A 23,873-nucleotide genomic window follows, 5' to 3' on the forward strand; every position below is an offset into this window, starting at 1 on the left:
GGCAGCTTCCAGGAAGCGGCTGCCCGGTGTTGAAGCCTTACAGGAGCAGCGGACATGGCGGTTGAGTGTTCATCTTCCTGACACGGCGCGTGGCGCTGGGTGCGGCCGGTGCCGCACTGGCATTGCTGGGCGGCTGCGTGGTGGTGTCGGCCGAGCCGTACGAGATCGGCGCGCCGGTGGTCTATTCGGGCGCCGCCTATGCGCCGTACTACGGCAGCGCGTATTACGGGGCGCCGGCGTATTACTACGGCGCGCCGGGCTACTACCCCTACTGGCGCCCCAGCGTGTCGCTGGGCATCTGGGGCGGCTGGGGTGGCGGGAGCCACTGGCACGGCCGGGGTGACCGCCACTGGCGCGGCAACCCCGGGCGCGGCGGCAGCCATTGGCAGGGCAACCCGGGCCGCGGTGGCAACCACTGGCAGGGCAACCCCGGTCGCGGGGGCGGCAACTGGGGCGCGGCGGCGGCTTCCGGGGCGGGCGCGAGGGCGGTGTCCGCCGGCCCTGAGTGCGCGACGGCCGCGCATGCCCGATGATCGCGGCATGGCCATTCACGACATCCTGAAAATGGGCGACGCGCGCCTGCTGCGCGTGGCGCAGCCGGTGCGCGCTTTCGACACCGACAAACTGCACCTGCTGGTGCGCGACATGTTCGAGACCATGCACGCCGCCAATGGCGCCGGTCTCGCGGCGCCGCAGATCGGCGTCGACCTGCAGCTGGTGATCTTCGGCACGGGCGCCATGAACCCGCGCTACCCCGACGCGCCGCCCGTGCCGCGCACGGTGCTGTGCAACCCCGTCATCACGCCATTGTCGGACGAGGAAGAGGAGGACTGGGAAGGCTGCCTGTCGGTGCCCGGCCTGCGCGGCGTGGTGCCGCGCTGGCGGCGCATCCGCTACAGCGGCTTCGACCCCTACGGCGACCCCATCGAGCGCGATGCAGAAGGCTTTCATGCCCGCGTGGTGCAGCACGAGTGCGACCACCTGATCGGCACGCTGTACCCGATGCGGGTGCGCGACTTCACGCGCTTCGGCTTCACCGAGGTGCTGTTTCCCGGCCTGAACGCCAGCGACGACTGACCGCCGCCGCGCGTGCTATCGGCGCGCCCAAAAAGGGCCCTTGCGGGCCCTGTACCTTTGGAGGAGGTAAAACCTGTCGAGGCGTCGACGCCTCAGATGCTTTCGCCGCCCTGCGGCAGGTCGGCCAGTGTGCTGGCGGCTTTCGGTTTGCCGAAGCTGCCGCCCAGGCGCACCGTGGTGGGTGCGGGCGAGTCGCGGTCGATCACGCGCGATGCGCTGGAGGGCGCCTGGGCCATCTGGTCGTTGGTCAGCACGCGGCGTGCGCCGTTGAAGCGGGTCTGCCAGTAGCTGATGTTCATGTTCTCGACGCGCACCTGCGAGCCGGTGCGGGGCGAATGGATGAACTTGCCGTCGCCCATGTAGATGCCCACGTGGCTGTAGGCGCGGCGCATGGTGTTGAAGAACACCAGGTCGCCCGGCTTCAGCTCGGCCTTTCGATCTTGGCGGTGGCCGCGGCCTGGTCGGCGGCGGTGCGCGGCAGCACCAGGCCCATGGTCTGCTGGAACATGGCGACCACGAAGCCGCTGCAATCGAAACCCGTCTCGGCCGAGGTGCCGCCCAGGCGGTAGGGCACGCCCAGCGCGCCCATGGCGTTCTTCATCAGATCGGCGGCGCGGTCGGTGGCCTGGTGGATGGTGTCGCCCAGCCGGGCAACCAGGCCTTTCTGCACCAGCAGTTTCTCGATTTCATCCTGGCCGGGGGCGGCGTGCGCGGCGGGCAGGGCGGTGGCGGCAAGCAGAGTCAGCGCGGCAAGTTTCTTCTTGGACATGAACCTGATGTGTGTCGAAGGCTTCGTCAGCAAAAAATTGGCCTGAAAGCCTGGGAGCACCCGCCGCAGTGAGCCTGTTGCGAACGCTTTCTTATTAATGGCTACCCTGTTCAGGGGAGCTGGCGTAGTGTAGGACAAGGCGCCGTTCACCTGTCCTTGCAAAACCCGCCGATTATCAAGGGTTTACCTGGAAGATGCCGTTAAAAACACACGCTGATACGTGTTTATCACCGATCGCTGATATGGCGCAAAGCCGGTGCGCTGGCAGATGGCACGCGCCGCGGCGGCGCTGCCGGCGTGCGCGGGCCGGTCGCAGTCAGCACAATGGGCCTGTGGCGGCTGGTGGGCCGCGCAGCATGAAAAGGAGAAAAATTGCCTTCAAGCCATAACAGACATGCGCAAACAGCTATTAAATTGGTAGTAACCGGGCTGGCCTTGGGCGGCGTGGGGTGGTCTGCCATGGCGCAGACACCCAAGGCGCAGACCGTGGCCAGCGGCCTGCAGCACCCGTGGGCGGTGGCCTTTCTGCCCGAGGGGCGCTTTCTGGTGACCGAGCGCCCCGGCCGCATGCGCGTGGTGGAGCCGACGGCAAGCTGCAGCCGCCGCTGCAGGGCCTGCCCGAGGTGATGGCCGGCGGGCAGGGCGGCCTGCTGGACGTGATCACCGATGCGGACTTCGCCCGCAACCGCACCGTCTACTTCTGCTTCAGCGAGCCGGGCAAGGGCACCAGCAACAGCACGGCGCTGGCGCGGGCGCGCCTGTCGGACGACAGCAAGCGGCTGACCGACGTCAAGGTGATCTTCAGCCAGCAGCCCAAGTACAGCAGCAGCCTGCACTTCGGCTGCCGCATCGTCGAGCGGCGGGTGGATGGCCAGCCGGATGGCACGCTGTTCATGACGCTGGGCGACCGCTTCTCGCGCCGCGACGACGCGCAGACGCTGAACAACCACCACGGCAAGGTGATCCGCGTGGGCAAGGACGGCAGCGTGCCCAAGGACAACCCCTTCGTCGGCCAGGCCGGCGCGCTGCCCGAGATCTGGAGCTACGGCCACCGCAACGGCCAGGGCGCCACCTGGGGCCCCGATGGGCAACTGTGGATGCACGAGCACGGCGCGCAGGGCGGCGACGAGATCAACCTGCCGCAGCCCGGCAGGAACTACGGCTGGCCGCAGATCAGCCACGGCGTGAACTACGGCGGCAGTCCGGTGGGCACGGGCAAGAGCGCCGCGCCCGGCATGGAGCAGCCGCTGCACCACTGGACGCTCTCCATCGCGCCCTCGGGCATGGCCTTTCTGACCAGCGACCGCTACGGCCCGGCGTGGCAGGGCAACCTGTTCGTCGGCTCGCTGAAGTTCCAGTACCTGAACCGCATCGAGCTGAAGGACGGCAAGGTGGTGGCCGAGCACAAACTGCTGGAGGACGTGGGTCAGCGCATGCGCGACGTGCGCCAGGGGCCGGACGGGCTGCTGTACGTGGTGACGGACAGCCCGAACGGGCGGCTGATTCGCGTGCTGCCGCTGTGAGGGTGGCGAGGGGGTGAGCGGTGGGGAGCAGGCAGATACTCCCCTTGTAGGTAGTCGACAGCGCCCGTGTGATGGGTGCTGGAGATACATACTCCCTTATATGGTTCGTACCGTTTGGCGTTCAAGTCAATGACAAATGACCGCGGCTGGCGCCGCATGACAAATGACGAATGCGCCATTTGTCATTGAACCTAGAAACGGCAGTTGACCGCTTGTCATCCTTGGCTACCCCGCATGAGCACTGACTTTCACGGCTTCGATCACGTTCACCTGTTGGGTGAGCGCGCTATGCGCCCGATCGCGCCGCGCTGGCCGCGCCATGCGGCGTTGCTCGTCGTTGCAGGCAGTAGCCTGCGGCCTCCTCGCGCCTTGCCTGGCACGCCCAGCACGGCACGCTCGGGCGCATCCAACTGCCGTTTCTAGGTTGAAGCGCAGCGAAGTCATTCGTCATTTCGTCATTTCGTCAGGCTTACTTGAAGCCCACGCGGTCCAGCATCTGCTGCACCTTCACCTGGTTGGCGCCGACGGCGCTGATGGGGATGGTCTCGGCCTTGAACTGGCCGCCGCCCGTCATCGACTTGAGGGCCGGGTTCTCGGTGACCACGCCCTTGGCCACGGGCCACTCGTTGTTGCCGTTGGCAAAGTAGTTCTGCGCCGACGGGCTGGCCAGGTATTCGAGGAACTTGATCGCATTCGCCTGGTTCTTGCTGTGCCGTGCCACCGCCGCGCCGGCGATGTTGACGTGCGTGCCCCAGGTGCTCTGGTTGGGGAACACCACGCCCACCTTCTCGACCACGGCGCGGTCCTCGGGCTTGTCGGAGCGCATCATGCGCGCCAGGTAGTAGCTGTTGGTCACGCCGATCTGGCATTCGCCGCTGGCCACGGCCTTGATCTGGTCGGTGTCGCCACCCTTGGGCGAGCGCGCCATGTTGGCCACCAGGCCCTTGAGCCAGGCCTCGGCCTTCTGCGCGCCCAGGTGCTCGGTCACGGCGCCGAACAGACTCAGGTTGTAGGGGTGCGCGCCGCTGCGGATGCACAGCTTGCCCTTGTGCTTGGGGTCGGCCAGTTCTTCGTAGGTGTCGACGTCTTCGGGCTTGATCTTGACCTTGTCGTACACCACCACGCGCGCGCGGGTGGAGAAGCCGAACCACGGAATGCCGCCATCGGCCGCCGGCGTGGCCCGCAGGCTGGCGGGGATGGCGTCTTCGAGCAGCTTGGACTTCACGGGCAGGAACAGCCCGTCCTGCTCGCCGCGCCACAGGCGGGCCGCGTCCACCAGCAGGATCACGTCGGCCGGCGAGGCGCTGCCCTCGGCCTTCAGGCGCGCGATGATGCCGGCGTCGTCGGCATCGACGCGGTTGATCTTGATGCCGGTGGCGTTGGTGAAGTCGGCGTACAGCGCCTCGTCGGTGGAGTAATGGCGGGCCGAGTAGAGGTTCAGCTCCTGCGCCTGCGCGGCGGCGCCCCACACCAGCGACGCCAGCGCGGCGACCGCGACCACTTGCTTTTTCATGCTGTGCATTCCTTGATTGGATGAATTGTGAACGGGTGGATGATAACGTGAACAAGAATGGTTCTCAATCGTCATGCTTGATGCAACGCAACAAAAAGTGGCGCGGTTGACACCGCGGGGGCCGTTCGGTGGGGCGGGCGCCGCGGCCGCACCGGCGCCGATGACGAATTCAATTCCAGATCAAAGCTGCCATATCTCGTCATTCCGGCGCAAGCCGGAATCCAGACGGCGTGTGCGGAGAAACATGGATCCCGGCCTTCGCCGGGATGACGGTGATTGACGCATTGAATTGGAAATGGAAGAAGGCGGTGCCAGCAGCGGTCATAAAAAAGGGCTGATCTTGCGATCAGCCCTTGAAGGGATCCCTGAACCTTGCGGTATCGAAAGGACCCGAGGAGACAAGCGTATGGTGTCTTCTTGCACCAGAGCAAAACCGACGGGTGGTGTGGGCTTTGCTCTGGCCACTTTGCCGGCTCGGTGAACCGGCAAAGTGCCTGGGTCAGTTCTGAAGGCCGTGCGGTCTGCAGCTTGTGCGCAGACCGTGGCTTACAGAATCAGCGCTTCTTGGCAGCGGCCGAGGCGCTCTTGGCAGCGTTGGTGGCGCTGGTCGTCACGGCGGCGAAGTTGGCTTCGGCCACGTCGGAAGCCTGCTTGACAGCCTTCTGCACCGACTCGAACGCGTTGTTGGCGGCGGCCACGGCGCTCTTCATCATGGCGACGGCGGTCTCGGAGCCAGCGGGGGCGTTCTTGGCGGCGTTGTCCACCAGGGCGGCGAACTGGGCCTGGCTCTCGGCAACCTTGCCTTCGAAAGCCTTGGTGAACTCGGTGCTGGTGCCCGAAGCGATGTCGTACAGATGACGGCTGTAGGCAGCGGCCTTCTCGGCCAGCGGCTGGAACAGGCTGGCTTGCAGCGCCAGCAGCTCTTGCGCGTCCTTCACGGACAGCATGGCTTGCGTGTGCTGGGCAGACTCGTTCAGGGCGGCCTTGGTGGCTTGCAGGTTCAGCTCAACCAGCTTTTCCATGCCTTCGAAGGCCTTGGAAGTCAGGCCATACAGGGTTTCCATGTTGGCTTTCTGGGAAGCGACGAGTTGTTCGGGGGTCAGCATAAATATCTCCTGGACAATGGTGGATAGGAACTCGCTTGGATTGCCGCTCCTGAACCACTTCTTATGTTGCAGTGCAGCATGGGATGGATTTTAGGGCCTGGGGCGGTGATTGCAAGCCGTTTTGGTGCGGCGCAGCATTTTTAGATGCGGTGTTCTAAATCCGGACAACGCCGTGCAGGCGCGGCCCGCGCCCGGTTGTCATGAAAGCGTTCTATTCCATCCAGTTCGTGCTGCCGCTGCCGCCGGGGCACCGCTTTCCAATGGGCAAGTACGCGCGCCTGCGCGACCGGCTGGCCGCCGAGCGCCCCGAGGTGACACTGGCGCAGGCCGAGCCCGCCAGCGACGCCGATCTGGCGCTCGCGCACACGCCGGCCTACATCGCCGCCGTGGCGCAGGGCACGCTGGAGGCGCGGGCGCAGCGCGAGATCGGCTTTCCGTGGAGCGAGGCGATGGTGGAGCGCTCGCGCCGCTCGGTGGGTGCCAGCGTGCAGGCGGCGCGCGTGGCGCAGCACGAGGGCGTGGCGGCCAACATCGCCGGCGGCACGCACCACGCCAGCGCGGCCGCCGGCAGCGGCTACTGCGTGTTCAACGACGTTGCCGTGGCCGCGCGCCGGCTGCAGCACGATCTGATGGCGGCACAAGGCCTGGCACGCCCGCCGCGCGTGGCGGTGATCGACCTCGACGTGCACCAGGGCAACGGCACGGCCAGCATCTTTGGTGGCGACGCCAGCGTGTTCACGTTGTCGCTGCACGGCGAGAAGAACTTCCCTTCCGCAAGGTGGCGGGCGACCTGGACGTGGGCCTGCCCGACGGCACCGGCGACGCGGCGTATCTGGACGCGCTGGATCTGGCGCTGGTCGAGCTGGACAGCCGCTTTCGCCCCGATGCCGTGTTCTACCTGGCCGGCGCCGACCCGCACGAGGGCGACCGCCTGGGCCGCCTGAAGCTGACTTACGACGGCCTGCTGGCGCGCGACCGCCGCGTGTTCGAGTGGGCCTGGGCGCGCCGCCTGCCGCTGGCGCTGAGCATGGGCGGCGGCTACGGCCACGACATCGCCACCACCGTGCAGGTGCAGATGAACACCTTCGACATCGCCGCCGAATACTGGCGCCGCTGGCAGAATGCAGCGCGATGAACAAGCCCGCCCGCCCCCAGCCCGAGCCGCGCGACGCCTACCGCGCCTTCCGCACCATCACCACCCGCTGGATGGACAACGACCAGTACGGCCACGTCAACAACGTCGTCTACTACTCGTGGTTCGACACCGCCGTGAACGCGCACCTGATCGAGCAGGGCGTGCTGGATACGGCGAAAAGCGAGGTCATCGGCCTGGTGGTGGAAACGCAGTGCCAGTACTTCGAATCGCTGGCCTTCCCGCAGGCCATCGAGGCCGGCATCCGCGTGGCGCACATGGGCAGCAGCAGCGTGCGTTACGAGGTCGGCCTGTTCGCCGAAGGCGCGCCGATGACGGCGGCCAAGGGCCATTTCGTGCATGTGTATGTCGATCGCGCCACGCAGCGGCCGGTGCCGCTGCCGGCCAACCTGAAGCAAGTTCTGGAGCAACTGCAATGTCCCAAGTAAGCGCCAAGATCAATGACCCGGCCAGCGTCGACGCGGCCATCGAGAACCGCTTCTCGGCCCGCGCCTTCCTGCCCACGCCGGTGCCGCGCCAGGTGCTCGAAAGCATCCTGCACGTGGCCAGCCGCGCGCCCAGCGGCACCAACGCCCAGCCATGGAAGGTGTACGTGCTGCAGGGTGCGAAGAAGGATGAACTGGTGCAGAAGGTGTGCGCCGCGCACGACGAGCTGCGCCAGCACCCCGAGCTGGAAACCAAGTTCCGCGAGGACTACGACTACTACCCGCGCCACTGGGTCGAGCCCTACCTGGGCCGCCGCCGCCAGAACGGCTGGAGCCTGTACGGCCTGCTGGGCATCGGCAAGGGCGACAAGGACGCCATGCACGCGCAACACCAGCGCAACTTCCGCTTCTTCGACGCGCCGGTGGGCCTGATGTTCACGCTCGACCGCGTGATGGGGCAGGGCAGCCTGGTGGACTACGGCATGTTCCTGCAGAACATCATGCTGGCGGCGCGCGCGCGCGCCTGCACACCTGCCCGCAGGCGGCGTGGAACAACTTCGGCTCCATCATCCTGCCGCTCATCGGCGCCTCGGCCGAGGAGATGCTGGTGTGCGGCATGTCGCTGGGCTATGCCGACGAAAGCGCGCCGGTCAACAGCTTTTTCACGCCGCGCGAGCCGGTGCAGACGTTCACGCACTGGGTCGAATGAACGGCCTGGCGCAGGGCCAGGGCTTGTGTTTGAGTTTGTGTTTGTGGGAGCGGGCTTGCCCGCGATCAGGCGTTGGTTGCGACGAGGCGCCTCATCGCGGGCAAGCCCGCTCCCACATGAATGCAAATTTCATAGTGGGTAGCGCTTGCTGCACACTGGTTTCAAGCCAAAATGACCTGAAACCATTGTCTTATGGGCGCGAGCAGCTATCAAAACAGGATTGGCTTCACCCCGCCAGGAGCGCCTGCCAGCCCGGCCATGCCGCACGGTCGATGGCGAACTTGCGCGCAGCGCCGCCCCAGCGCTCGCCGCGTTGCATGGCCTCGGCAAAGGCCGCGCCATCGACTACTTGCGTGCCGCACAGCCGCGTCACGCCGCGCTCGAACAGCGCATCGGGCCACAGCCCGGCCGATGGGCCGATGAGGGCGAACTCGGTGGCGGCGGGGCAGGCGGCCAACATGGCGTCCAGTGTGCCGTTCAGCAGCATGGTGGAGGTGGCGACGATCTTGTTGCACGGCGCCAGCGCGGCGCGGTCCAGCGTTGCCAGGATCTGCGGGAATTCGGCCTGCAGCCGTTGCACCTTCTGCGCATCCAGCTCCACGATCGATAGCGCAGCGCCCACGTTCAGCACCTGCCGCACCAGCGGCGTGAAGCCGCCGATCATGCCCAGGTGGTCGCCCGGCGCCAGCGCCACGTCGCCCACCGAGTTGTCCGCGGCCGGCGGCGCGTAGCCCAGCCGCCGCCAAGCCGATTGGGTGAGGGCGTTGATGGCGGCCAGCGCCAGCGCGTTGGCGGCGCCGTCGCTGCCGCCGAACGCGGCCGCCAGCGCCAGCGCATCGGCGCCGACCAGCGGCGGCGCATCGCCCGCGCCGGCGGGCCGGTGGCGCGCGATCAGCTGCGCCAGCGACTGGTCGAGCAGCACATAGGACAGCCCGAAGGCGCCGTCGGCCAGCTCGATGGCGCAGAACTCGGCTTCGCGCGGGCGTTCGGGCAGCACCGGCGGCAGGTGCAGGCGGCGCACGCGCGGGGCGGGCAGGTGCCGGTCGATGGCGCGCAGCTGGCGCAGCAGGGCGGGGGCGAGGGGTTCGCGGGGCATGCCGCATTGTGCGGGCGCGCGGTGCAATGTCGTTACACTGCCATGCACCGCCCCCGACGAATGGGGCGCCGCGACGAGAGACACCCCCATGCCCGGCATCATCCAAAGCCTGCTCGACACCGACCTGTACAAGTTCACCATGATGCAGGCGGTGCTGCACCAGTTTCCGGGCGCCGAGGTCGAATACAAGTTCAAGTGCCGCTCGCCCGACGTACAGCTGGCGCCGTATGTCGACGAGATCCGCGACGAGATCCGCCAGCTGTGCGAGTTGCGCTTCACCGGGGACGAGCTGGCCTACTTCCGCTCGATGCGCTTCATCAAGAGCGATTTCGTCGACTTTCTCGGCCTGTTCAAGCTGAACGAGAAGTACATCACCCTCACGCCGCAGCCCAACGGCGAGATCGACATCCGCGTGCGCGGCCCCTGGCTGCACACCATCATGTTCGAGATTCCGGTGCTGGCCATCGTGAGCGAGGTGTACTACCGCAACACCGCGCCCGGCCTGGACCTGGCCGAGGGCCGCCGCCGACTGGATGAGAAGCTCCGGCTGGTCGAAACACCCGCGCTGCACGGCATCCGCATCGCCGACTACGGCACGCGCCGGCGCTTCTCGCGCGAATGGCAGCGCGAGGTGCTGCAGACCATGCAGCAGCGCCTGGGCGCCACCGGGCAGCTCACCGGCACCAGCAATGTGCTGTTCGCCAAGGAACTGAGCATGCGCCCCATGGGCACCATGGCGCACGAATACCTGCAGGCCTGCCAGGCGCTGGGCCCGCGCCTGCGCGATACGCAGGTGTTCGCGTTCGAGAAGTGGGCGCAGGAATACCGCGGCGACCTCGGCATCGCGCTGTCGGACGTGTACGGCATGAACGCCTTTCTGCGCGACTTCGACATGTACTTCTGCAAGCTGTTCGACGGCGCGCGGCACGACTCGGGCGACCCCTTCAAGTGGGGCGAGCGCATGATCGAGCACTACGCCGCCAACCGCTGCGACCCGCGCACCAAGACCATCATCTTCAGCGACGGCCTCACCATCCCGCGCTGCATCGAGCTGTTCGAGCGCTTCGACGGCCGCATCCAGGTGGCCTTCGGCGTCGGCACCAACCTGACCAACGACGTCGGCCCCGAGCCGCTGCAGATCGTGCTGAAGATGATCGAATGCAACGGCCAGCCGGTGGCCAAGATTTCCGACACGCCGGGCAAGACCATGGTGGAGGACGAGGGCTACCTGACCTACCTGCGCCAGGTGTTCGACCTGCCCGCGCCGCCACCGGCGGTGCCCATCAACCGGCCGGCGCCGCTGTTGCGCTGATCGGTTTGCTATGTTAAAAGTAGCTGCCCGCGCTTGACTGGCGGGCGCTGAGTCCCGATTTCATTCACAACCAACCTGCGACTTCAAAGGCATGAATCCAGCAACCACCACCATCACCCGCCGCCCATCCCTGTGGTTCAGTCGCCTGGGCGCGCTGCTGATGCTGCTGGCGCAGGCGGCACCGGCGCAGGCTGCATCGCTGGACGGCAGCCAGCTGTCGGTGCTGTGGGCCGTGCCCTTCGTAGGCATCCTGCTGTCGATCGCCATCTGGCCGCTGGTGGCGCCGCAGTTCTGGCACCACCACTTCGGCAAGATCGCGGCCGCCTGGGCGCTGGCGTTTCTGGTGCCGTTCGCGCTGACCTTCGGCCCCGCCGTGGCGGCCGAGGGCTTCGTGCACGCGCTGCTGGCCGAATACATCCCCTTCATCCTGCTGCTGACGGCGCTGTTCACCGTCTCGGGCGGCATCTACATCCGCGGCAACCTGCACGGCACGCCGGTGCTCAACACCGGCATCCTGCTGGTGGGCGGCATCCTGGCCAGCATCATGGGCACCACCGGCGCGTCGATGCTGCTGATCCGCCCGCTGATCCGCGCCAACGACAACCGCAAGAGCAGCGCGCACGTCGTCATCTTCTTCATCTTCATCGTCAGCAACATCGGCGGATCGCTCACGCCGCTGGGCGATCCGCCGCTGTTCCTGGGCTTCCTGAAGGGCATCACCTTCTTCTGGACCGCGGCCCACATCTGGCCCGACACGCTGTTCCTGATGGTGGTGTTGCTCATCATGTTCTTCCTGCTCGACAGCTGGATGTACAAGAACGAGGGCGTGCGGCGCGAAGACCCGACGCCCGACGACGCCCGCTTCGGCTTCGACGGCGCCATCAACTTCGTGCTGCTGGGCTGCGTGGTGGCGCTGGTGCTGATGAGCGGCGTGTGGAAGCCCGGCGTGGTGTTCAACATCTACGGCACCGACGTGGCCCTGCCCGGCGTGGTGCGCGACATCGGCATGGTGGTGGTCACCTTCATCTCGCTGGCCATCACGCCGCGGGGGTACACGCCAGCAACCAGTTCAACTGGGAGCCGATGAAGGAGGTGGCCAAGCTGTTCGCCGGCATCTTCCTGACCATCATCCCGGTCATCGCCATGCTGCAGGCGGGCGTCAACGGCCCGTTCGGCGCCGTGGTGCGCGCCGTCACCAACGCCGACGGCTCGCCCAACCCGGCCATGTACTTCTGGGCCACCGGCATCCTCAGCGGCTTCCTCGACAACGCGCCCACCTACCTGGTGTTCTTCAACACCGCCGGGGGCGACCCGGTGCAGCTGATGGGCCCGCTGGCCACCACGCTGGCGGCGATCTCGGCCGGCGCCGTGTTCATGGGCGCGCTCACCTACATCGGCAACGCGCCCAACCTGATGGTCAAGGCCATCGCCGAGGACCGCGGCGTGAAGATGCCCAGCTTCTTCGGCTACATGGCCTGGAGCTTCGGCATCCTGGTGCCGCTGTTCGTGATCCTGACCTTCCTGTTCTTCCGCTGACGCGGCGCGCCCGCCACCGCAAGAGAACCCGAGCCGATGCGCTCGGGTTTTTCTTGCCACGGCTTCGTGACAGGCGTGTGTCCGCGGCACTGGGGTCGTTCCGTACGGAACCGTGTCAGCTTGTCCGGGCCGCGCGCCTGGGTTGCAATCGCCCGCATCGTCATACCGCGCATGCAGGAGAGCAGTCAATGGCCGGGCCCATCGGACCTCGCGTCATTCCCCACTACCAACCCGCGCCGCCGCGCCAGGAGAACTGGCTCCAGACCAGGCTGCGCCAGGCCGACCAGACGCGCAAGAACTTCGTCAGCGACCAGCTGGCACGGCTGAAGCCGGTCACGGACGGCATCGGGCAGCTCACCAGGGAGAAAAGCTGGGGCGACAAGATCGCCCGGCTCGACAGCAAGGGCGACACGGCGGTGTCCAGCACCGCCGCCGACGCCAAGGCCGAACTGTCGGGGGCCCTGCGGCTCACGCGCGGCCGCTCGGCGGTCAAGGGCGGTGCGTCGGCGGCACCGGCCGCGGGCGGCAAGAGCAAGGTGGACGCCGACGTGCTGATCACCGCCAAGGGCCAGGTCAAGCACAGCATCAGCGTCCAGCGCGACGCCGACACTGCCAACAGCACCTACACCGTCAGCTACGCCAAGTCCAGCGCCGCGGGCATGGGGCTGGAGGGCGTGCTCAAGGTCGGCAAGGGCGCCGGCCCCACGCTGCCGGGCGGCCTGCCGATGGGGTTCGAGGGCAAGCTGAAGGGCGAAGGCGCCCCAAAGTGACCAACACCGTGGAGATGAGGTTCGCCAACGCCCAGGATGCGGCGCGCGGTGCCGAAATCAACGAGCGCGTGCAGGCGGCCGACATGACCGACGACGCCGTGCGCGCCGGGGCAGTGGCCCCGGGCATGGGTTCGGTCGCGGCGCTGCCGCTGGCGGCCCACAATGCCCAGCTCATCGACAGCAGCCCCAACAACCTGGTGAACGGCCTGAGCGAGCATGGCCGCGTCAACCCCGGCCTGCTGCGCGCCGCCGGGGTGAGCGATGCCGACATGAAGTTCCTGCAGGACCACATGACGGCACAGGAGTTCTCGGTCGCGCAGACGCAGCGCATGGCGCTGGAGGGCAAGGCGGACGCCGAGCTGTCGAAGCTGACGCAGAAAATCCCGCTGGCGTCCAAGCTGCAGACCAAGGGCGCCGAAGGCGCTGAATTGCGCGGTGACCGCGAATCGACGTTCACCCGTCGGGTCGACTACCCGAGCACCACCGCGCCGGGTTCGATCACCGACCGCATCGACGTCACCGACCGCGCCACGCTGAAGGTGCGCGATGGTGGCGAGAAGGCGCAGGCCGACAAGGGCAAGTGGGGCGGCCTGCCCATCAAGCCCTACGGCCAGTCGGTGTCGGACGGCATCTACGACCTCGGCAGCATCACCACGTCGATGTCGCGCAGCACGGCGGTGGCGCCGGGCACCGTGGTGGACGCCGGCACGCTGGCCACGGCCAACACCGGCAGCCAGCAGCCCATCACCGTCAAGCAGACCATGCTGACCGCCGACGTGAGCGAACTGGCCCAGTTGAGCGGCGACGAACGGCGCGACATGCACAAGACGTCGACCGAGTACGAGGTGGCGGCCGACAAGGCGCCGCACCTGCTCGCCGGCACGGTGGCGGGCTTCAGCCATGGCACCGTGCACCTGCTCGACCCCAAGCTCACCGCGGTGCAGACGGGCGAACTGGTGATGCGCGACGGCCAGCACACGCAGACCGGCTTCAAGGGCGGCCTGGACGGCGTGGCGGGCGTGGAGGGCACGATCATCCGCAGCTCGGGCATCGACGACTACGCCAAGGCACCCGAGGCCAGTCAACCGCCCGAGCAGCCGCAGCCGCAGCCGGAACAAGCGCCGTCACCGGAGCCGTTCCGCATCCAGGTGCAGCCGTACCGCGGCGCCAACATCCGCAGCGAGCCGTCCATCGACGCCGGCAAGGTGGGCATCGTGCAGATGGGCTCCTTCCTCGACGCCACCGGTCAGAAGCAGGTGGACGCCGAAGGTCAGGAGTGGCTCAAGGTCAAGGGCCGCAACCAGACCGACCAGGTGAAGGAGGGCTGGGTGCGCGGCGACATGGTCAAGACCTACGAGGCCGAGCGCGGCAACAACGACAACACCGGCCGCATGAACCCCTCGCGCGACGGCCAGCGCACCGTGACGGTGAAGGAGGGCGACAACCTGTGGACCATCGCCCGGCGCGAGAAGGTCGGCTACCCGCGGTTGCTGGAAGCCAACCCCCACCTGCTGGACCGCGCGGTGATCTTCGCCGGAGATTCGGCGTACCTGCCCGCGGGCCGTTGATCCACAAATGCTATCAAAATAGGAGCTTCCAGCGCAGGCCAGTACTGCGCTGGAGGCTCTTTTTCTATAGATCGGTGCGCAGCCGCCACAGCTCGGGAAACAGCACCACGTCCAGCATCTTGCGCAGATAGCTCACGCCGCCCGTGCCGCCGGTGCCGCGCTTGAAGCCGATGATGCGCTCGACCGTGGTGACGTGGCGGAAGCGCCAGAGGCGGAAGGCGTCTTCCAGGTCGGTGAGTTTTTCGGCCAGCTGGTACAGGTCCCAGTGCTGCTCGGGCGCGCGGTACACCTGCAGCCACGCGGCCTCGACGGCGTCGCTGGCTTCGTAGGGCTGGGTCCAGTCGCGCTGCAGGTGGCCGGCGGGCACGGCGAAGCCCGCGCGGGCCAGCAGGCGCAGCGCCTCGTCGTACAGCGAGGGCGCCTCGTGGAACGAGCGCACCAGCGCCAACCGCTCTGGGTGGTGCGCGTGCGGCTGCAGCATGGCGGCGTTCTTGTTGCCCAGCGCGAATTCGATGCAGCGGTACTGAAAGCTCTGGAAGCCGCTGGACGGGCCCAGATAGGGCCGGATGGCGCTGTATTCGGGCGGGGTCATGGTGGCAAGCACATCCCAGGCGTGCACCAGCTGCTCCATGATGCGGCTGGCGCGCGCCAGCTTCTTGAAGGCGGGCGGCAGGCGGCTTTCGCGCACGTCGGCGATGGCGCTGCCGAGTTCGGTCAGCAGCAGCTTCATCCACAGCTCGCTGGTCTGGTGCTGGATGATGAACAGCATCTCGTCGTGCGCGGGCGACAGCGGGTGCTGCGCGCTCAGGATCTGGTCGATGTGCAGGTAGTCGCCGTAGCTCATGCTGCCCGAGAAGTCGAGCTGTGCCTTTTCCTGGTGGACGATGGATTCGGGGGTGGTCATGGGGGCTCCTTGGGGCGTCGAGGTTCAACAGTCGGACGCAGAGGACGCAGAGATGACGCAGAGGGCGCAGAAGAAGAACCAAACTTTTTTGAATTTTTTGCGCCCTCTGCGAATCCTCTGCGTCCGGTATCGGCTGTTCAAGTCACTGCCTGCTTGTGGTGGAAGCGCGCCTGTGCGTACTCGCGCGTGCGAACCACTTCGGCCAGGGCCTGGGCGGCGCCCAACACGTTGTCGAACGACAGGTACAGGGGCGTGAAGCCGAAGCGCAGGATGTCGGGCTGCTGCGCATCGCCGGCGCGGAAGTCGCCGATGACGCCGCGCGCGATCAGCGCCTGCACGATGGCGTAGGCGCTGCCGGCGGGCAGTTGCGCCGTCGGCGTCAGGCACACCTGCGAGCCGCGCCGCGCGTGCTCGCGCGGCGTGACCAGGGTGAAAGCGCCGGGGCACAGCGCCTCGACGGCGTCGATGAACAGGTCGGTGAGCGCCAGCGACTTGGCACGCAGCGCGGCCATGCCGCCGAGCTGGTCGGCGGCCGTGAACACGTCCAGCGCGCAGTCGAGCGCCGACAGGCTGACGATGGGCTGCGTGCCGCACTGGTAGCGCGTGATGTCCATGGCGGGCTGGTAGTCGGGCGTGAAGGCGAACGGCTGCGCATGACCCCACCAGCCGGCCAGCGGCTGCCAGCAGCGCGCCACGTGGCGCGGGTGCACCCACACGAAGGCGGGCGCGCCGGGGCCGCCGTTCAGGTACTTGTAGCCGCAGCCGACGGCGAAGTCGGCTTGCGCGCCGCTCAGGTCGACCGGCACCGCGCCCGCGCTGTGGCACAGGTCCCAGACCACCAGCGCGCCGGCGGCGTGCGCGGCGGCGGTGACGGCGGCCATGTCGTGCATGGCGCCGGTGCGGTAGTTGACGTGGGTGAGCATCAGCACGGCCACGTCGGGCGTCAGGCTGGCGGCCACCTCGTGCGGTTCGATCAGCTTCAGCGTGCAGCCGCGCTCGCGGCACAGGGCCTCGGCGATGTACAGGTCGGTGGGGAAGTTGCTGCGCTCGCTGACGATGGTGCGGCGGCCGGGTGCGTCCTGCGCGGCAATGTTCAGCGCCGCCGACAGCACCTTGTAGAGATTGATCGAGGTGGTGTCGGTGGCCACCACCTCACCCCCGCCGGCGCCGATGAGCGGGGCGATGCGGTCGCCCACGCGGCGCGGCAGCGCGAACCAGCCGGCGCTGTTCCAGCTCTTGATCAGGTCCTGCCCCCATTGCTGCGCCACCACGTGCGCCACGCGCGCGGGCACGGCGCGGGGCAGGGCGCCGAGCGAGTTGCCGTCGAGGTAGATCACGCCCGGCGGCAGATCGAACAGGTCGCGCAGCGTGCGCAGGGGGTCATCGGCATCGCGCTGGCGGCAGTCTTGCTGAGAGATCATGGTGTCGGATTCTTCAAAAAGATAGCTGCCAGCGCTTGATGGATGGGCGCTGGAGGCCGATTTTGTTCACAAAGACCGCAGCACCGCGCGCACCGGCGAGGCGTCGGCGCTCATCAGTTTCAGGGGCAGGGCGATGAGTTCGTAGTCGCCCTCGGGCACGTCGTCGAGCACCAGGTTCTCCAGCACGCGCAGATCGCGCCGGCGGATGACCTGGTGGCTGTCCAAGGTTTTGCTGTCGGCCGGGTCGATGCTGGCGGTGTCGATGCCGATGAGTTGCACGCCGGCATCGGCCAGGCGCTCGACGGTGTCGGGGGCGAAGGCGGCGAGCTGAGAATCCCACGCCTCGACGGGCATGCGCGCGTAGGTGCGCACCAGCACACGCGGCGGCAGGCCTTGCACAGCGTGCGCAAGATGCTCCCAAAGCAGGAGCGGCCGCACGCCAATGGCGTGGATGACGCGGCACGGGCCGAGGTAGGGCGACAGGTCGAGCGCGCCGATGGCGGCGCCCGCCGGGTCGTAGTGCAGCGGCGCGTCGGCGTGCGCGCCGACGTGGGGCGACAGCGTGAGGGCGCTGACGTTGACCGGGCAGCCAGGGCCGATCTCGGCGCTCCAGTGCTGCGCGTACGGCGTGTCGCCCGGAAACACGGGCGCGCCCGCGTGTACAGGCGGCGAGATGTCCCAGATTCGTGGCGTGGCCATGGCCTGCGACGTTAACCGCCTGCGCGCGGCGTGGTGTCGGTTTTTCCAACTCGCGGCGCCGTCGCCGCAGACGAAAAACGGCTGATCTGCGTCAAGGCGGCGCGTCATCGGCGCACTAAAATGAGAATCATTGTCATTTGAATGGAAGCCAGATGGACGCCGGTTATTCCGCCGCCGACGCTGCGGCGATGCTGCCGCTGCACGCCTTGCCCGTGGGCGCGCGCAGCGTCATCGCGCAGTTGCACCAGCCCGCCAGCGCCGACGACCAGGAGGTGCTGCTGCGACTGATCGAGCTCGGCTTTCTGCCGGGCGAGAGCGTGCGCATCGTGGCCAAGGCGCGCGCCGGGTGCGAGCCGATCGCGGTGCGCGTGGGCGACCAGGCCACGTTCGCGCTGCGCGCGCGCGAGGCGGCGCTGATCGGCGTGCGCCCGGCCGCCGCCACCGGCCTCGAGGCCAGCACGTGAACCGGCCGCAGGACGCCGCCGTCGACCCGGCGGCCAGCGTCGGCAACGCCACCGGCAGCGCGCCGCGCGTCGTCACCAGCAGCACGCGCCCGCTGCGCGTGGCCTTGCTGGGCAACCCCAACTGCGGCAAGACGGCGCTGTTCAACCTGCTCACCGGCAGCCGCCAGAAGGTGGCCAACTACGCCGGCGTGACGGTGGAGCGCAAGGAAGGCCGGCTGCAGTCGCCCAGCGGGCGGGAGGTGGTGGTGCTGGACCTGCCGGGCGCCTACAGCCTCAACGCGCTGAGCCTGGACGAGGAGATCACGCGCGACATCGTCACCGGCCGCCGCGCCGGCGAGCCGGTGCCCGACCTGCTGGTGTGCGTGGTCGACGCCACCAAGCTGCGGCTGAACCTGCGCCTGGTGCTGGAGGCCAGGCGCCTGGGCCTGCCGATGCTGCTGGCGCTGAACATGACCGACATGGCCAGGCGCCTGGGCATCCGCGTCGACGCCGACCGGCTGGCGGCCGAACTGGGCGTGCCGGTGCTGCCCACGGTAGGCGTGCGCGGCGATGGCGCGGGCGCGCTGGTGGCGGCGCTGGAGCGCTTTCGGCGCCCACTGATCGGCCGCACGCCGCGCGCGGCCGGCGCGCCGCCGGGCATCGAGGACGTGATGCTGACGCAGCGCGAGGTGCAGCGCCTGGTGGCGGCCTGCGTGCAGGCGCCGCCGCAGCCGCTGGCGCGCGACGACGCCATCGACCGCGTGCTGCTGCACCCGCTGTGGGGCATGCTGCTGCTGGCGGCGCTGCTGCTGCTGATGTTCCAGGCCGTGTTCAGCTGGGCGCAGTGGCCGATGGAGGCGATCAAGTCGGTCGTTGACGGCGCTGCCACGCTGGTGCGCACGCACATGGCCGAGGGACCATTGCGCAGCCTGCTGGTCGACGGCGTGATCGCCGGCGTCGGCAGCGTGCTGGTGTTCCTGCCGCAGATCCTGATCCTGTTCGCCTTCATCCTGGCGCTGGAGGACTCGGGCTACCTGCCGCGCGCGGCCTTCCTGCTCGACCGCGTGATGGGCCGGGTGGGGCTATCGGGGCGCTCCTTCATTCCGCTGCTGTCGAGCTTTGCCTGCGCCGTGCCGGGCATCATGGCCACGCGCACCATCACGCACTGGCGCGACCGGCTGGTCACCATCCTGATCGCGCCGCTGATGACCTGCTCGGCCCGGCTGCCGGTGTATGCGCTGCTGATCGCCGCGTTCATCCCGCAGCGGCGCGTGGCGGGCCTGTTCAACCTGCAGGGGCTGGTGCTGTTCGCGCTGTACGTGGCGGGCATCGTGAGCGCGCTGGCCATCGCCTGGGTGTACCGCCTGGCGGCGCATGGTGCCCAGGCGCGGCCGACGCCGCTGATCATGGAGCTGCCCGCCTACCGCTGGCCCAGCCTGCGCCAGCTGGCGTTCGGCGTGTGGGAGCGAGCACGCATCTTCCTGCAGCGCGTGGGCGGCATCATCCTGGCGGTGATGGTGCTGCTGTGGTTCCTGTCCAGCTACCCGGCGCCGCCGCCGGGCGCCGAGGGGCCGGCCATCCTGCACAGCTGGGCCGGGCAGATCGGGCTGGCGCTGCAGAAGCTGCTGGCACCGGTCGGCTTCAACTGGCAGATGGCCATCGCGCTGGTGCCCGGCATGGCGGCGCGCGAGGTGGCGGTGGGCGCGCTGGGCACGGTGTATGCGCTGTCGGCCAGCGGCGACGACGTGGCGGCGCAGTTGCAGCCGCTGATCGCCCATGGCTGGAGCCTGGCGACGGCGCTGGCGCTGCTGGCCTGGTACGTGTATGCGCCGCAGTGCGTGTCGACGCTGGTGGCCGTCAAGCGCGAGACTAACGGCTGGCGCTGGCCGCTGGTCATGCTGGTGCAGCTGTTCGGGCTGGCGTGGCTGGCGGCGTTCATCACCTACCGCACGGCGCTGGCGATGGGGGCAGGGTGATGCAGGCGCTGGTCGTTGCACTGATCGTCACGCTGGCGGCGCTGTACGTGCTGTGGCGTTTCCTGCCGGCACGCTGGCGCAACCTGGCCGCGAAACGCCTGGGCCTGGGTGCGGGCGCCGGCCAGGCGGGCCACTGTCATGCCTGCAGCGACTGCGGCGCGTGCGCGACGCCAGCCGCAGATTCAGATAAATAATGCCTGTATCCCTTGCTGGATAAGCGCCAGAAGCTATTTTTGAATAGCAAATTGGCCGGGCGATCAGACCATCAGCGGCTCCAGCCGATGCCGCCGCCGGGCCTGTGCACAGGCGTCGCTGCCCTCGCTGAACTCGCGGCAGGGCGAGGGCCGCCATTCATAGATGCTGCAGGCCACGCGCTCGCCCACGCGGCCCGACAGCGCCGCGCAGCGCGGTGGCAGATGGTCGGTGCCGCGCAGGCGGCAGGTGCGGGCGGTGACGGGCAGCGCCAGGCCATTGGGCACCGCGCCGCCTCCCGCCTGTGTTTCCATGATCGAGAAATCCACCCGGAACGTGGCGCAGCAGGCGCCGCAGCGCTCGCAGGGGCTGAGATTCGCTGCCATGTTTTTCATAGCAAAGTTCTTGAATGAATACTTAGGTTCTTAGTCCCCGGGGGTATGCACACCGGTGTGACATTCGACCGCGAAATAAGTGGCGCCTGCACGGCTCTGTGTTCCAGAAACTATGGTCATCGGTGTGGTTTTGCATTCCAATCAATTGCATGCCGCGGCCACTTGGCGAAGCGGGCTACCACCGACAAAGGAAGAAATTATGCGTACTGACATGTTCCAGCAGGTGCTGGAAGAGCTCAAAGGTTCGTCTGCCGACGTTGAGGCATCGGCCCTGATTTCCACCGACGGTCTGATGATCGCTTCGGCCCTGCCGGCCGGCATGGACGAAGACCGCGTGGGCGCCATGTCCGCCGCGCTGCTGTCGCTGGGCGACCGCGCAGTGCGCGAACTGGCCCGCGGCACGCTGGAGCGCGTGCTGCTGCAGGGCGAGCGCGGCTACGTGATCATGAGTTCGTCGGGCACCGAAGCCGTGCTGACGGTGCTGGCCAAGCAGAACGCCAAGCTGGGCCTGCTGTTCCTGGACATCAAGCGCGCCGCCGAGGCGCTGTCCAAGCTGATCTGAGGAGGGTTTCGCCATGGCTTTCCCCCGATGCAGCCCGCCGCTGATGCGGACCAGGCGCGCCAGCACACCTACCACGACGGCACCAGCCGCACGGTGCAGGTGAGCGAGCGCGAGATTCCCTACCCCGAAGGTCGCCTGATCATCTCGCGCACCGACCTCAACGGCGTCATCACGCACGCCAACGACGCCTTCATCGAACTCTCGGGCTACACCCGTGAGGAACTGATCGGCCAGCCGCACGCCATCCTGCGCCACCCCGACATGCCGCGCGCCGCCTTCAAGGACCTGTGGGACACCATGAAGGCCGGCAAGAAGTGGCACGGCTACGTGAAGAACCTGCGCAAGGACGGCTCGCACTACTGGGTGTACGCCACCGCCGTGCCCAACATCCGCAACGGCCAGACCGTGGGCTACACCTCGGTGCGCCGCAAGCCGTCACGCAAGAAGATCGAAGAACTGTCGGCCGTCTACAAAGAGTGGAAAGCTGCCGAAGGGAGCACCTGATGACCTTGAATTTGCTGATTGCCCCCGACTTCGCGCCCGAGCGCTTTGCCGGCTGGCACATGCTGAACACGCTGCTGCAGAAGCGCTCCGGCCTGCAACTGCACCTGCTGACGCCCGCATCGGCCGCCGAACAGGCGCAGCTGATCGCCGAGGGCAAGGTGGATGCGGTGTATGCCAACCCGTTCGACGCGGCGTCGATGATCCGCGACGCCGGCTACCAGGCCATCGCACGGCCGGTGGGCAAGTCGGACGAGATGGTGATTGCCACGGCCGCCGGCTCGGCCGCCAACACGGTGGAAGACCTGCAGCCCGGCTGCAAGATCGCGCTGACCGACAACAAGGACGTCAAGCTGATCGGCCTGCGCCTGCTGGAGCCGGCCGACCTGACCGAGGCCGACATCCAGTGGCAGATGGTGGACACCTACCAGGCCGCCGCGCGCATGGCCATCAAGGGCGAGGTCGACGCCAGCTTCTTCCTGGCCGAGGCCTACCACTCGCTGTCCAAGCTGACCAAGTCGCAACTGAAGGCGCTGATGGAAAGCAAGCTGGCCGACATCACGCATGTGCTGCTCACCAGCGCCAAGGTCGGCGCCGACGCCGAGCGCGTGAAAGAGGCGCTGGTCGGCCTGACGGGCACGCCCGACGGCCAGCCGGTGCTGGACGAGCTGGGCATCGCCGGCGGCTTCGAGCCGATGACGCAGGAAGACGCCGAGTTCATGATCGACCTGATGGACACGCTGCTCGATTGATGCGCAACGCCCAGCACGGCCTGTCCGCCAGGCAGCAGTTCCGCCAGGCAGGTCGCCGGGTGCTGAATGCGCCCGCCGACCTGGCGCTGCACGAGCAGCGGGTGAACGCCGCGCTGGGCCTGGAAGGTGCCGAGCCGCTGCAGGGCGCCCTGGCCGACTGGCTGCATGGCTGCGCGCCCGATGCCGCGCGCTTTCAGGCCCTGCTGGCGCGTGCCGACATTCAGCCGCGGCTGGCGCCGTTCGTGCTGCAGGGCCTGCAGGCGCAGGCTGCCAGCGGCCGCAAGCTGCCCGCCGCCAGTGCCTGGGCCACGCGCTGGAGCGTGCTGGTCGCGCCCTCGCTCGACGTGCCGCGGCGGGCGCTGCTGTGCAGCGTCGACGATTCGCGCCGCATCGCCGCCGAGGCGCTGCCGGCGCTGCTGGCGGGCGACGCGCAGGCCGAGCAGGACTTTCTCGCGCACTGCGAGGGCGCCGGCGATTCGCTGGGCTTCATGCTGGTGCGCCGCGCGCTCACACGCGAAGGCCGGGCACTGTCGCCACAATGGGAAGCCGTGTCGCTGGCTTTGCAGAACGGAGTGATCCAAGCATGAAGAACATCCTCCTGATGGGCCTGACCGATCATGAGGCCGCTGCCGTCGAGATCATGATCGGCATGAACTGGCGCGACCACCGTTGCATCACGCTCAAGCGCGAGCTGTCGCTGGCCATCCCCGAGCAGCACGCCGCCGCCCGCAGCTGCGAAGCCTGCGTGCTGGATCTGTTCGGCCTGGGCATGCGCAAGTATTCGCCGGCCAACGCCACGCGCCTGATGGAAGTGATGGCCGGCCGGCCGGCCGTGCTGCTGACCTGGGGTGACGGCGGGGGCTGGCTGGAGGCCAAGCTGCCGCTGGCCAAGGGCCAGCACATCGGCTGGGTCGGCATGCCCTACACCAGTGCCGGCCTGCGTGACGCGATCAAGAAAGTCAAGGAAGCGGCCGAACGCATGGTGCCGCCGGCGGCCGCCGCCGTGGCCGCTGCGCCCGCCGCCATGCCGGGCAGGGCGCGGCCGGTGGTGTCGCTCGACGTCGAGCCCGCGCTGCCCGCGGCGGTGGCCGAAGCCGAGCCCGCGGCCGTGCCGGCCTGGCGCCGCGCCATGGAACTGGCCGACCAGCTCAAGCGCAAGGCGGCGCCGGTGGTCAGCGCGCGGCCGGCGGCCCGCGCTGCCGTGACCGAGGCGGTGCTGGCCAACCCGCCGGCACGCCGCCCGGCAGCGCCCGTCGCGCCGCCACCCACGCCGGCTCCCGAGCCGGCACCCATGCGTGCACGTGCCTCGGCGCCGATGCCGCTGCCGAAGGCGCAAGCATCTTCCGTCTCCTGGCGCCGCCGGCCACGCGCATGGCCACCGACGCGGTCGGACTGGGCAAGGGTGCGCTGGCGGCGCTGCTGCAGGTGTTTCCGCTGCTGCGCGACCAGCCGCTGATCGGCTTGACCGAAA

The 23,873-nt window shown here is 68.3% G+C and carries 21 protein-coding genes and 5 pseudogenes; 18 read left to right on the plus strand and 8 right to left on the minus strand.

Annotated elements, in window-relative coordinates:
• The first annotated feature begins 65 nt into the window (after positions 1-65).
• Positions 66-533, plus strand: a complete 468-nt coding sequence (locus tag H0I39_RS17445) for a hypothetical protein (RefSeq protein ID WP_180551317.1) — start codon at positions 66-68, stop codon at positions 531-533.
• A gap of 7 nt (positions 534-540) precedes the next feature.
• Positions 541-1,077: a peptide deformylase gene (gene def, locus H0I39_RS17450; protein ID WP_180551318.1), complete on the plus strand. Its 537-nt coding sequence runs from the start codon at positions 541-543 to the stop codon at positions 1,075-1,077.
• A 212-nt stretch (positions 1,078-1,289) separates the two neighbouring features.
• Here def and H0I39_RS17455 read toward each other — a convergent pair.
• Positions 1,290-1,846: pseudogene (locus tag H0I39_RS17455) on the minus strand (C40 family peptidase); the annotation flags it as partial.
• 459 nt (positions 1,847-2,305) lie between these two features.
• Between H0I39_RS17455 and H0I39_RS17460 the strand changes: the two are divergent.
• Positions 2,306-3,369, plus strand: a pseudogene (locus H0I39_RS17460) (PQQ-dependent sugar dehydrogenase).
• 469 nt (positions 3,370-3,838) lie between these two features.
• Here the strand turns inward: H0I39_RS17460 and H0I39_RS17465 are convergent.
• Positions 3,839-4,882, minus strand: a complete 1,044-nt coding sequence (locus tag H0I39_RS17465; RefSeq protein WP_257645867.1) for an extracellular solute-binding protein — start codon at positions 4,880-4,882, stop codon at positions 3,839-3,841.
• A 554-nt stretch (positions 4,883-5,436) separates the two neighbouring features.
• Entirely contained in the window at positions 5,437-5,988 is a 552-nt protein-coding gene (locus tag H0I39_RS17470) for a phasin family protein (protein WP_180551320.1), read from the minus strand.
• A gap of 200 nt (positions 5,989-6,188) precedes the next feature.
• On the opposite strand from H0I39_RS17470, the pseudogene H0I39_RS17475 reads away from it, so the two are divergent.
• The 3 genes and pseudogenes from H0I39_RS17475 to H0I39_RS17485 all read left to right on the plus strand — a co-directional run bounded on the left by H0I39_RS17475 (position 6,189) and on the right by H0I39_RS17485 (position 8,275).
• Positions 6,189-7,123, plus strand: a pseudogene (locus tag H0I39_RS17475) (histone deacetylase family protein).
• The gene (locus tag H0I39_RS17480; RefSeq protein ID WP_180551321.1) at positions 7,120-7,569 is read left to right on the plus strand and encodes an acyl-CoA thioesterase; all 450 of its coding nucleotides are present in this window, start codon (positions 7,120-7,122) and stop codon (positions 7,567-7,569) included. Before H0I39_RS17475 ends, H0I39_RS17480 begins: the two are co-directional and overlap by 4 nt.
• Positions 7,557-8,275, plus strand: a pseudogene (locus H0I39_RS17485) (nitroreductase). The gene H0I39_RS17480 and the pseudogene H0I39_RS17485 overlap by 13 nt, the downstream one beginning before the upstream one ends.
• 226 nt (positions 8,276-8,501) lie before the next feature.
• Here H0I39_RS17485 and H0I39_RS17490 read toward each other — a convergent pair.
• Complete coding sequence (locus tag H0I39_RS17490; protein ID WP_180551322.1) at positions 8,502-9,371, minus strand: Rossmann-like domain-containing protein; 870 nt, start codon at positions 9,369-9,371, stop codon at positions 8,502-8,504.
• 88 nt (positions 9,372-9,459) lie between these two features.
• On the opposite strand from H0I39_RS17490, the gene pncB reads away from it, so the two are divergent.
• From pncB to H0I39_RS23760, 4 genes and pseudogenes are all read left to right on the plus strand, one after another.
• On the plus strand, positions 9,460-10,683 hold the full coding sequence (pncB, locus tag H0I39_RS17495; protein ID WP_180551323.1) for a nicotinate phosphoribosyltransferase: 1,224 nt from the start codon (positions 9,460-9,462) through the stop codon (positions 10,681-10,683).
• A 160-nt stretch (positions 10,684-10,843) separates the two neighbouring features.
• Positions 10,844-12,219: pseudogene (locus H0I39_RS17500) on the plus strand (sodium:proton antiporter).
• Positions 12,220-12,407: 188 nt separating this feature from the next.
• A complete protein-coding gene (locus tag H0I39_RS17505; protein WP_180551324.1) occupies positions 12,408-12,989 on the plus strand; it encodes a hypothetical protein in 582 nt (193 codons plus the stop codon).
• A complete protein-coding gene (locus H0I39_RS23760; protein WP_180551325.1) occupies positions 12,986-14,557 on the plus strand; it encodes an SH3 domain-containing protein in 1,572 nt (523 codons plus the stop codon). Before H0I39_RS17505 ends, H0I39_RS23760 begins: the two co-directional genes overlap by 4 nt.
• A 64-nt stretch (positions 14,558-14,621) precedes the next feature.
• On the opposite strand, the gene kynA is transcribed toward H0I39_RS23760, so the two are convergent.
• The 3 genes from kynA to kynB form a co-directional block, all read right to left on the minus strand.
• On the minus strand, positions 14,622-15,461 hold the full coding sequence (kynA, locus tag H0I39_RS17515; protein ID WP_180551326.1) for a tryptophan 2,3-dioxygenase: 840 nt from the start codon (positions 15,459-15,461) through the stop codon (positions 14,622-14,624).
• A gap of 137 nt (positions 15,462-15,598) precedes the next feature.
• Complete coding sequence (gene kynU / locus H0I39_RS17520; protein ID WP_180551327.1) at positions 15,599-16,882, minus strand: kynureninase; 1,284 nt, start codon at positions 16,880-16,882, stop codon at positions 15,599-15,601.
• Positions 16,883-16,948: 66 nt separating this feature from the next.
• Positions 16,949-17,581, minus strand: coding sequence for an arylformamidase (gene kynB / locus H0I39_RS17525; RefSeq protein WP_180551328.1), 633 nt, complete (start codon positions 17,579-17,581; stop codon positions 16,949-16,951).
• Positions 17,582-17,733: 152 nt separating this feature from the next.
• Between kynB and H0I39_RS17530 the strand changes: the two genes are divergently transcribed.
• From H0I39_RS17530 to H0I39_RS17540, 3 genes are all read left to right on the plus strand, one after another.
• Entirely contained in the window at positions 17,734-18,045 is a 312-nt protein-coding gene (locus H0I39_RS17530) for a FeoA family protein (RefSeq protein ID WP_180551329.1), read from the plus strand.
• Between the two features lie 98 nt (positions 18,046-18,143).
• Positions 18,144-20,000: a ferrous iron transporter B gene (feoB, locus tag H0I39_RS17535; RefSeq protein WP_373368352.1), complete on the plus strand. Its 1,857-nt coding sequence runs from the start codon at positions 18,144-18,146 to the stop codon at positions 19,998-20,000.
• Positions 20,000-20,194 (plus strand): hypothetical protein, encoded by a 195-nt coding sequence (locus H0I39_RS17540; protein WP_180551331.1) that lies wholly within the window; start codon positions 20,000-20,002, stop codon positions 20,192-20,194. The genes feoB and H0I39_RS17540 overlap by 1 nt, the downstream gene beginning before the upstream one ends.
• Positions 20,195-20,257: 63 nt before the next feature.
• Here H0I39_RS17540 and H0I39_RS17545 read toward each other — a convergent pair whose 3' ends face one another.
• Positions 20,258-20,578, minus strand: a complete 321-nt coding sequence (locus tag H0I39_RS17545) for a YkgJ family cysteine cluster protein (protein ID WP_180551332.1) — start codon at positions 20,576-20,578, stop codon at positions 20,258-20,260.
• Positions 20,579-20,786: 208 nt separating this feature from the next.
• Here H0I39_RS17545 and H0I39_RS17550 point away from each other — a divergent pair, with 208 nt between their 5' ends.
• From H0I39_RS17550 to H0I39_RS17570, 5 genes are read left to right on the plus strand one after another with little or no spacing between them, the layout of a single operon-like run.
• Positions 20,787-21,149, plus strand: coding sequence for a roadblock/LC7 domain-containing protein (locus H0I39_RS17550; protein WP_111868878.1), 363 nt, complete (start codon positions 20,787-20,789; stop codon positions 21,147-21,149).
• Positions 21,150-21,176: 27 nt separating this feature from the next.
• A complete protein-coding gene (locus tag H0I39_RS17555) occupies positions 21,177-21,653 on the plus strand; it encodes a PAS domain-containing protein (RefSeq protein WP_180551333.1) in 477 nt (158 codons plus the stop codon).
• Positions 21,653-22,402 (plus strand): phosphate/phosphite/phosphonate ABC transporter substrate-binding protein, encoded by a 750-nt coding sequence (locus H0I39_RS17560; RefSeq protein WP_180551334.1) that lies wholly within the window; start codon positions 21,653-21,655, stop codon positions 22,400-22,402. The genes H0I39_RS17555 and H0I39_RS17560 overlap by 1 nt, the downstream gene beginning before the upstream one ends.
• Positions 22,402-22,989 (plus strand): hypothetical protein, encoded by a 588-nt coding sequence (locus tag H0I39_RS17565; RefSeq protein WP_180551335.1) that lies wholly within the window; start codon positions 22,402-22,404, stop codon positions 22,987-22,989. Before H0I39_RS17560 ends, H0I39_RS17565 begins: the two co-directional genes overlap by 1 nt.
• Positions 22,986-23,858 carry a hypothetical protein gene (locus H0I39_RS17570; protein ID WP_180551336.1) on the plus strand — a complete coding sequence of 291 codons (873 nt, stop codon included), beginning with the start codon at positions 22,986-22,988 and terminating at the stop codon, positions 23,856-23,858. The genes H0I39_RS17565 and H0I39_RS17570 overlap by 4 nt, the downstream gene beginning before the upstream one ends.
• Positions 23,859-23,873 lie beyond the last annotated feature (15 nt).

Source organism: Ottowia beijingensis (assembly GCF_013423955.1).
Classification (GTDB): Bacteria; Pseudomonadota; Gammaproteobacteria; order Burkholderiales; family Burkholderiaceae_C; genus Ottowia; species Ottowia beijingensis.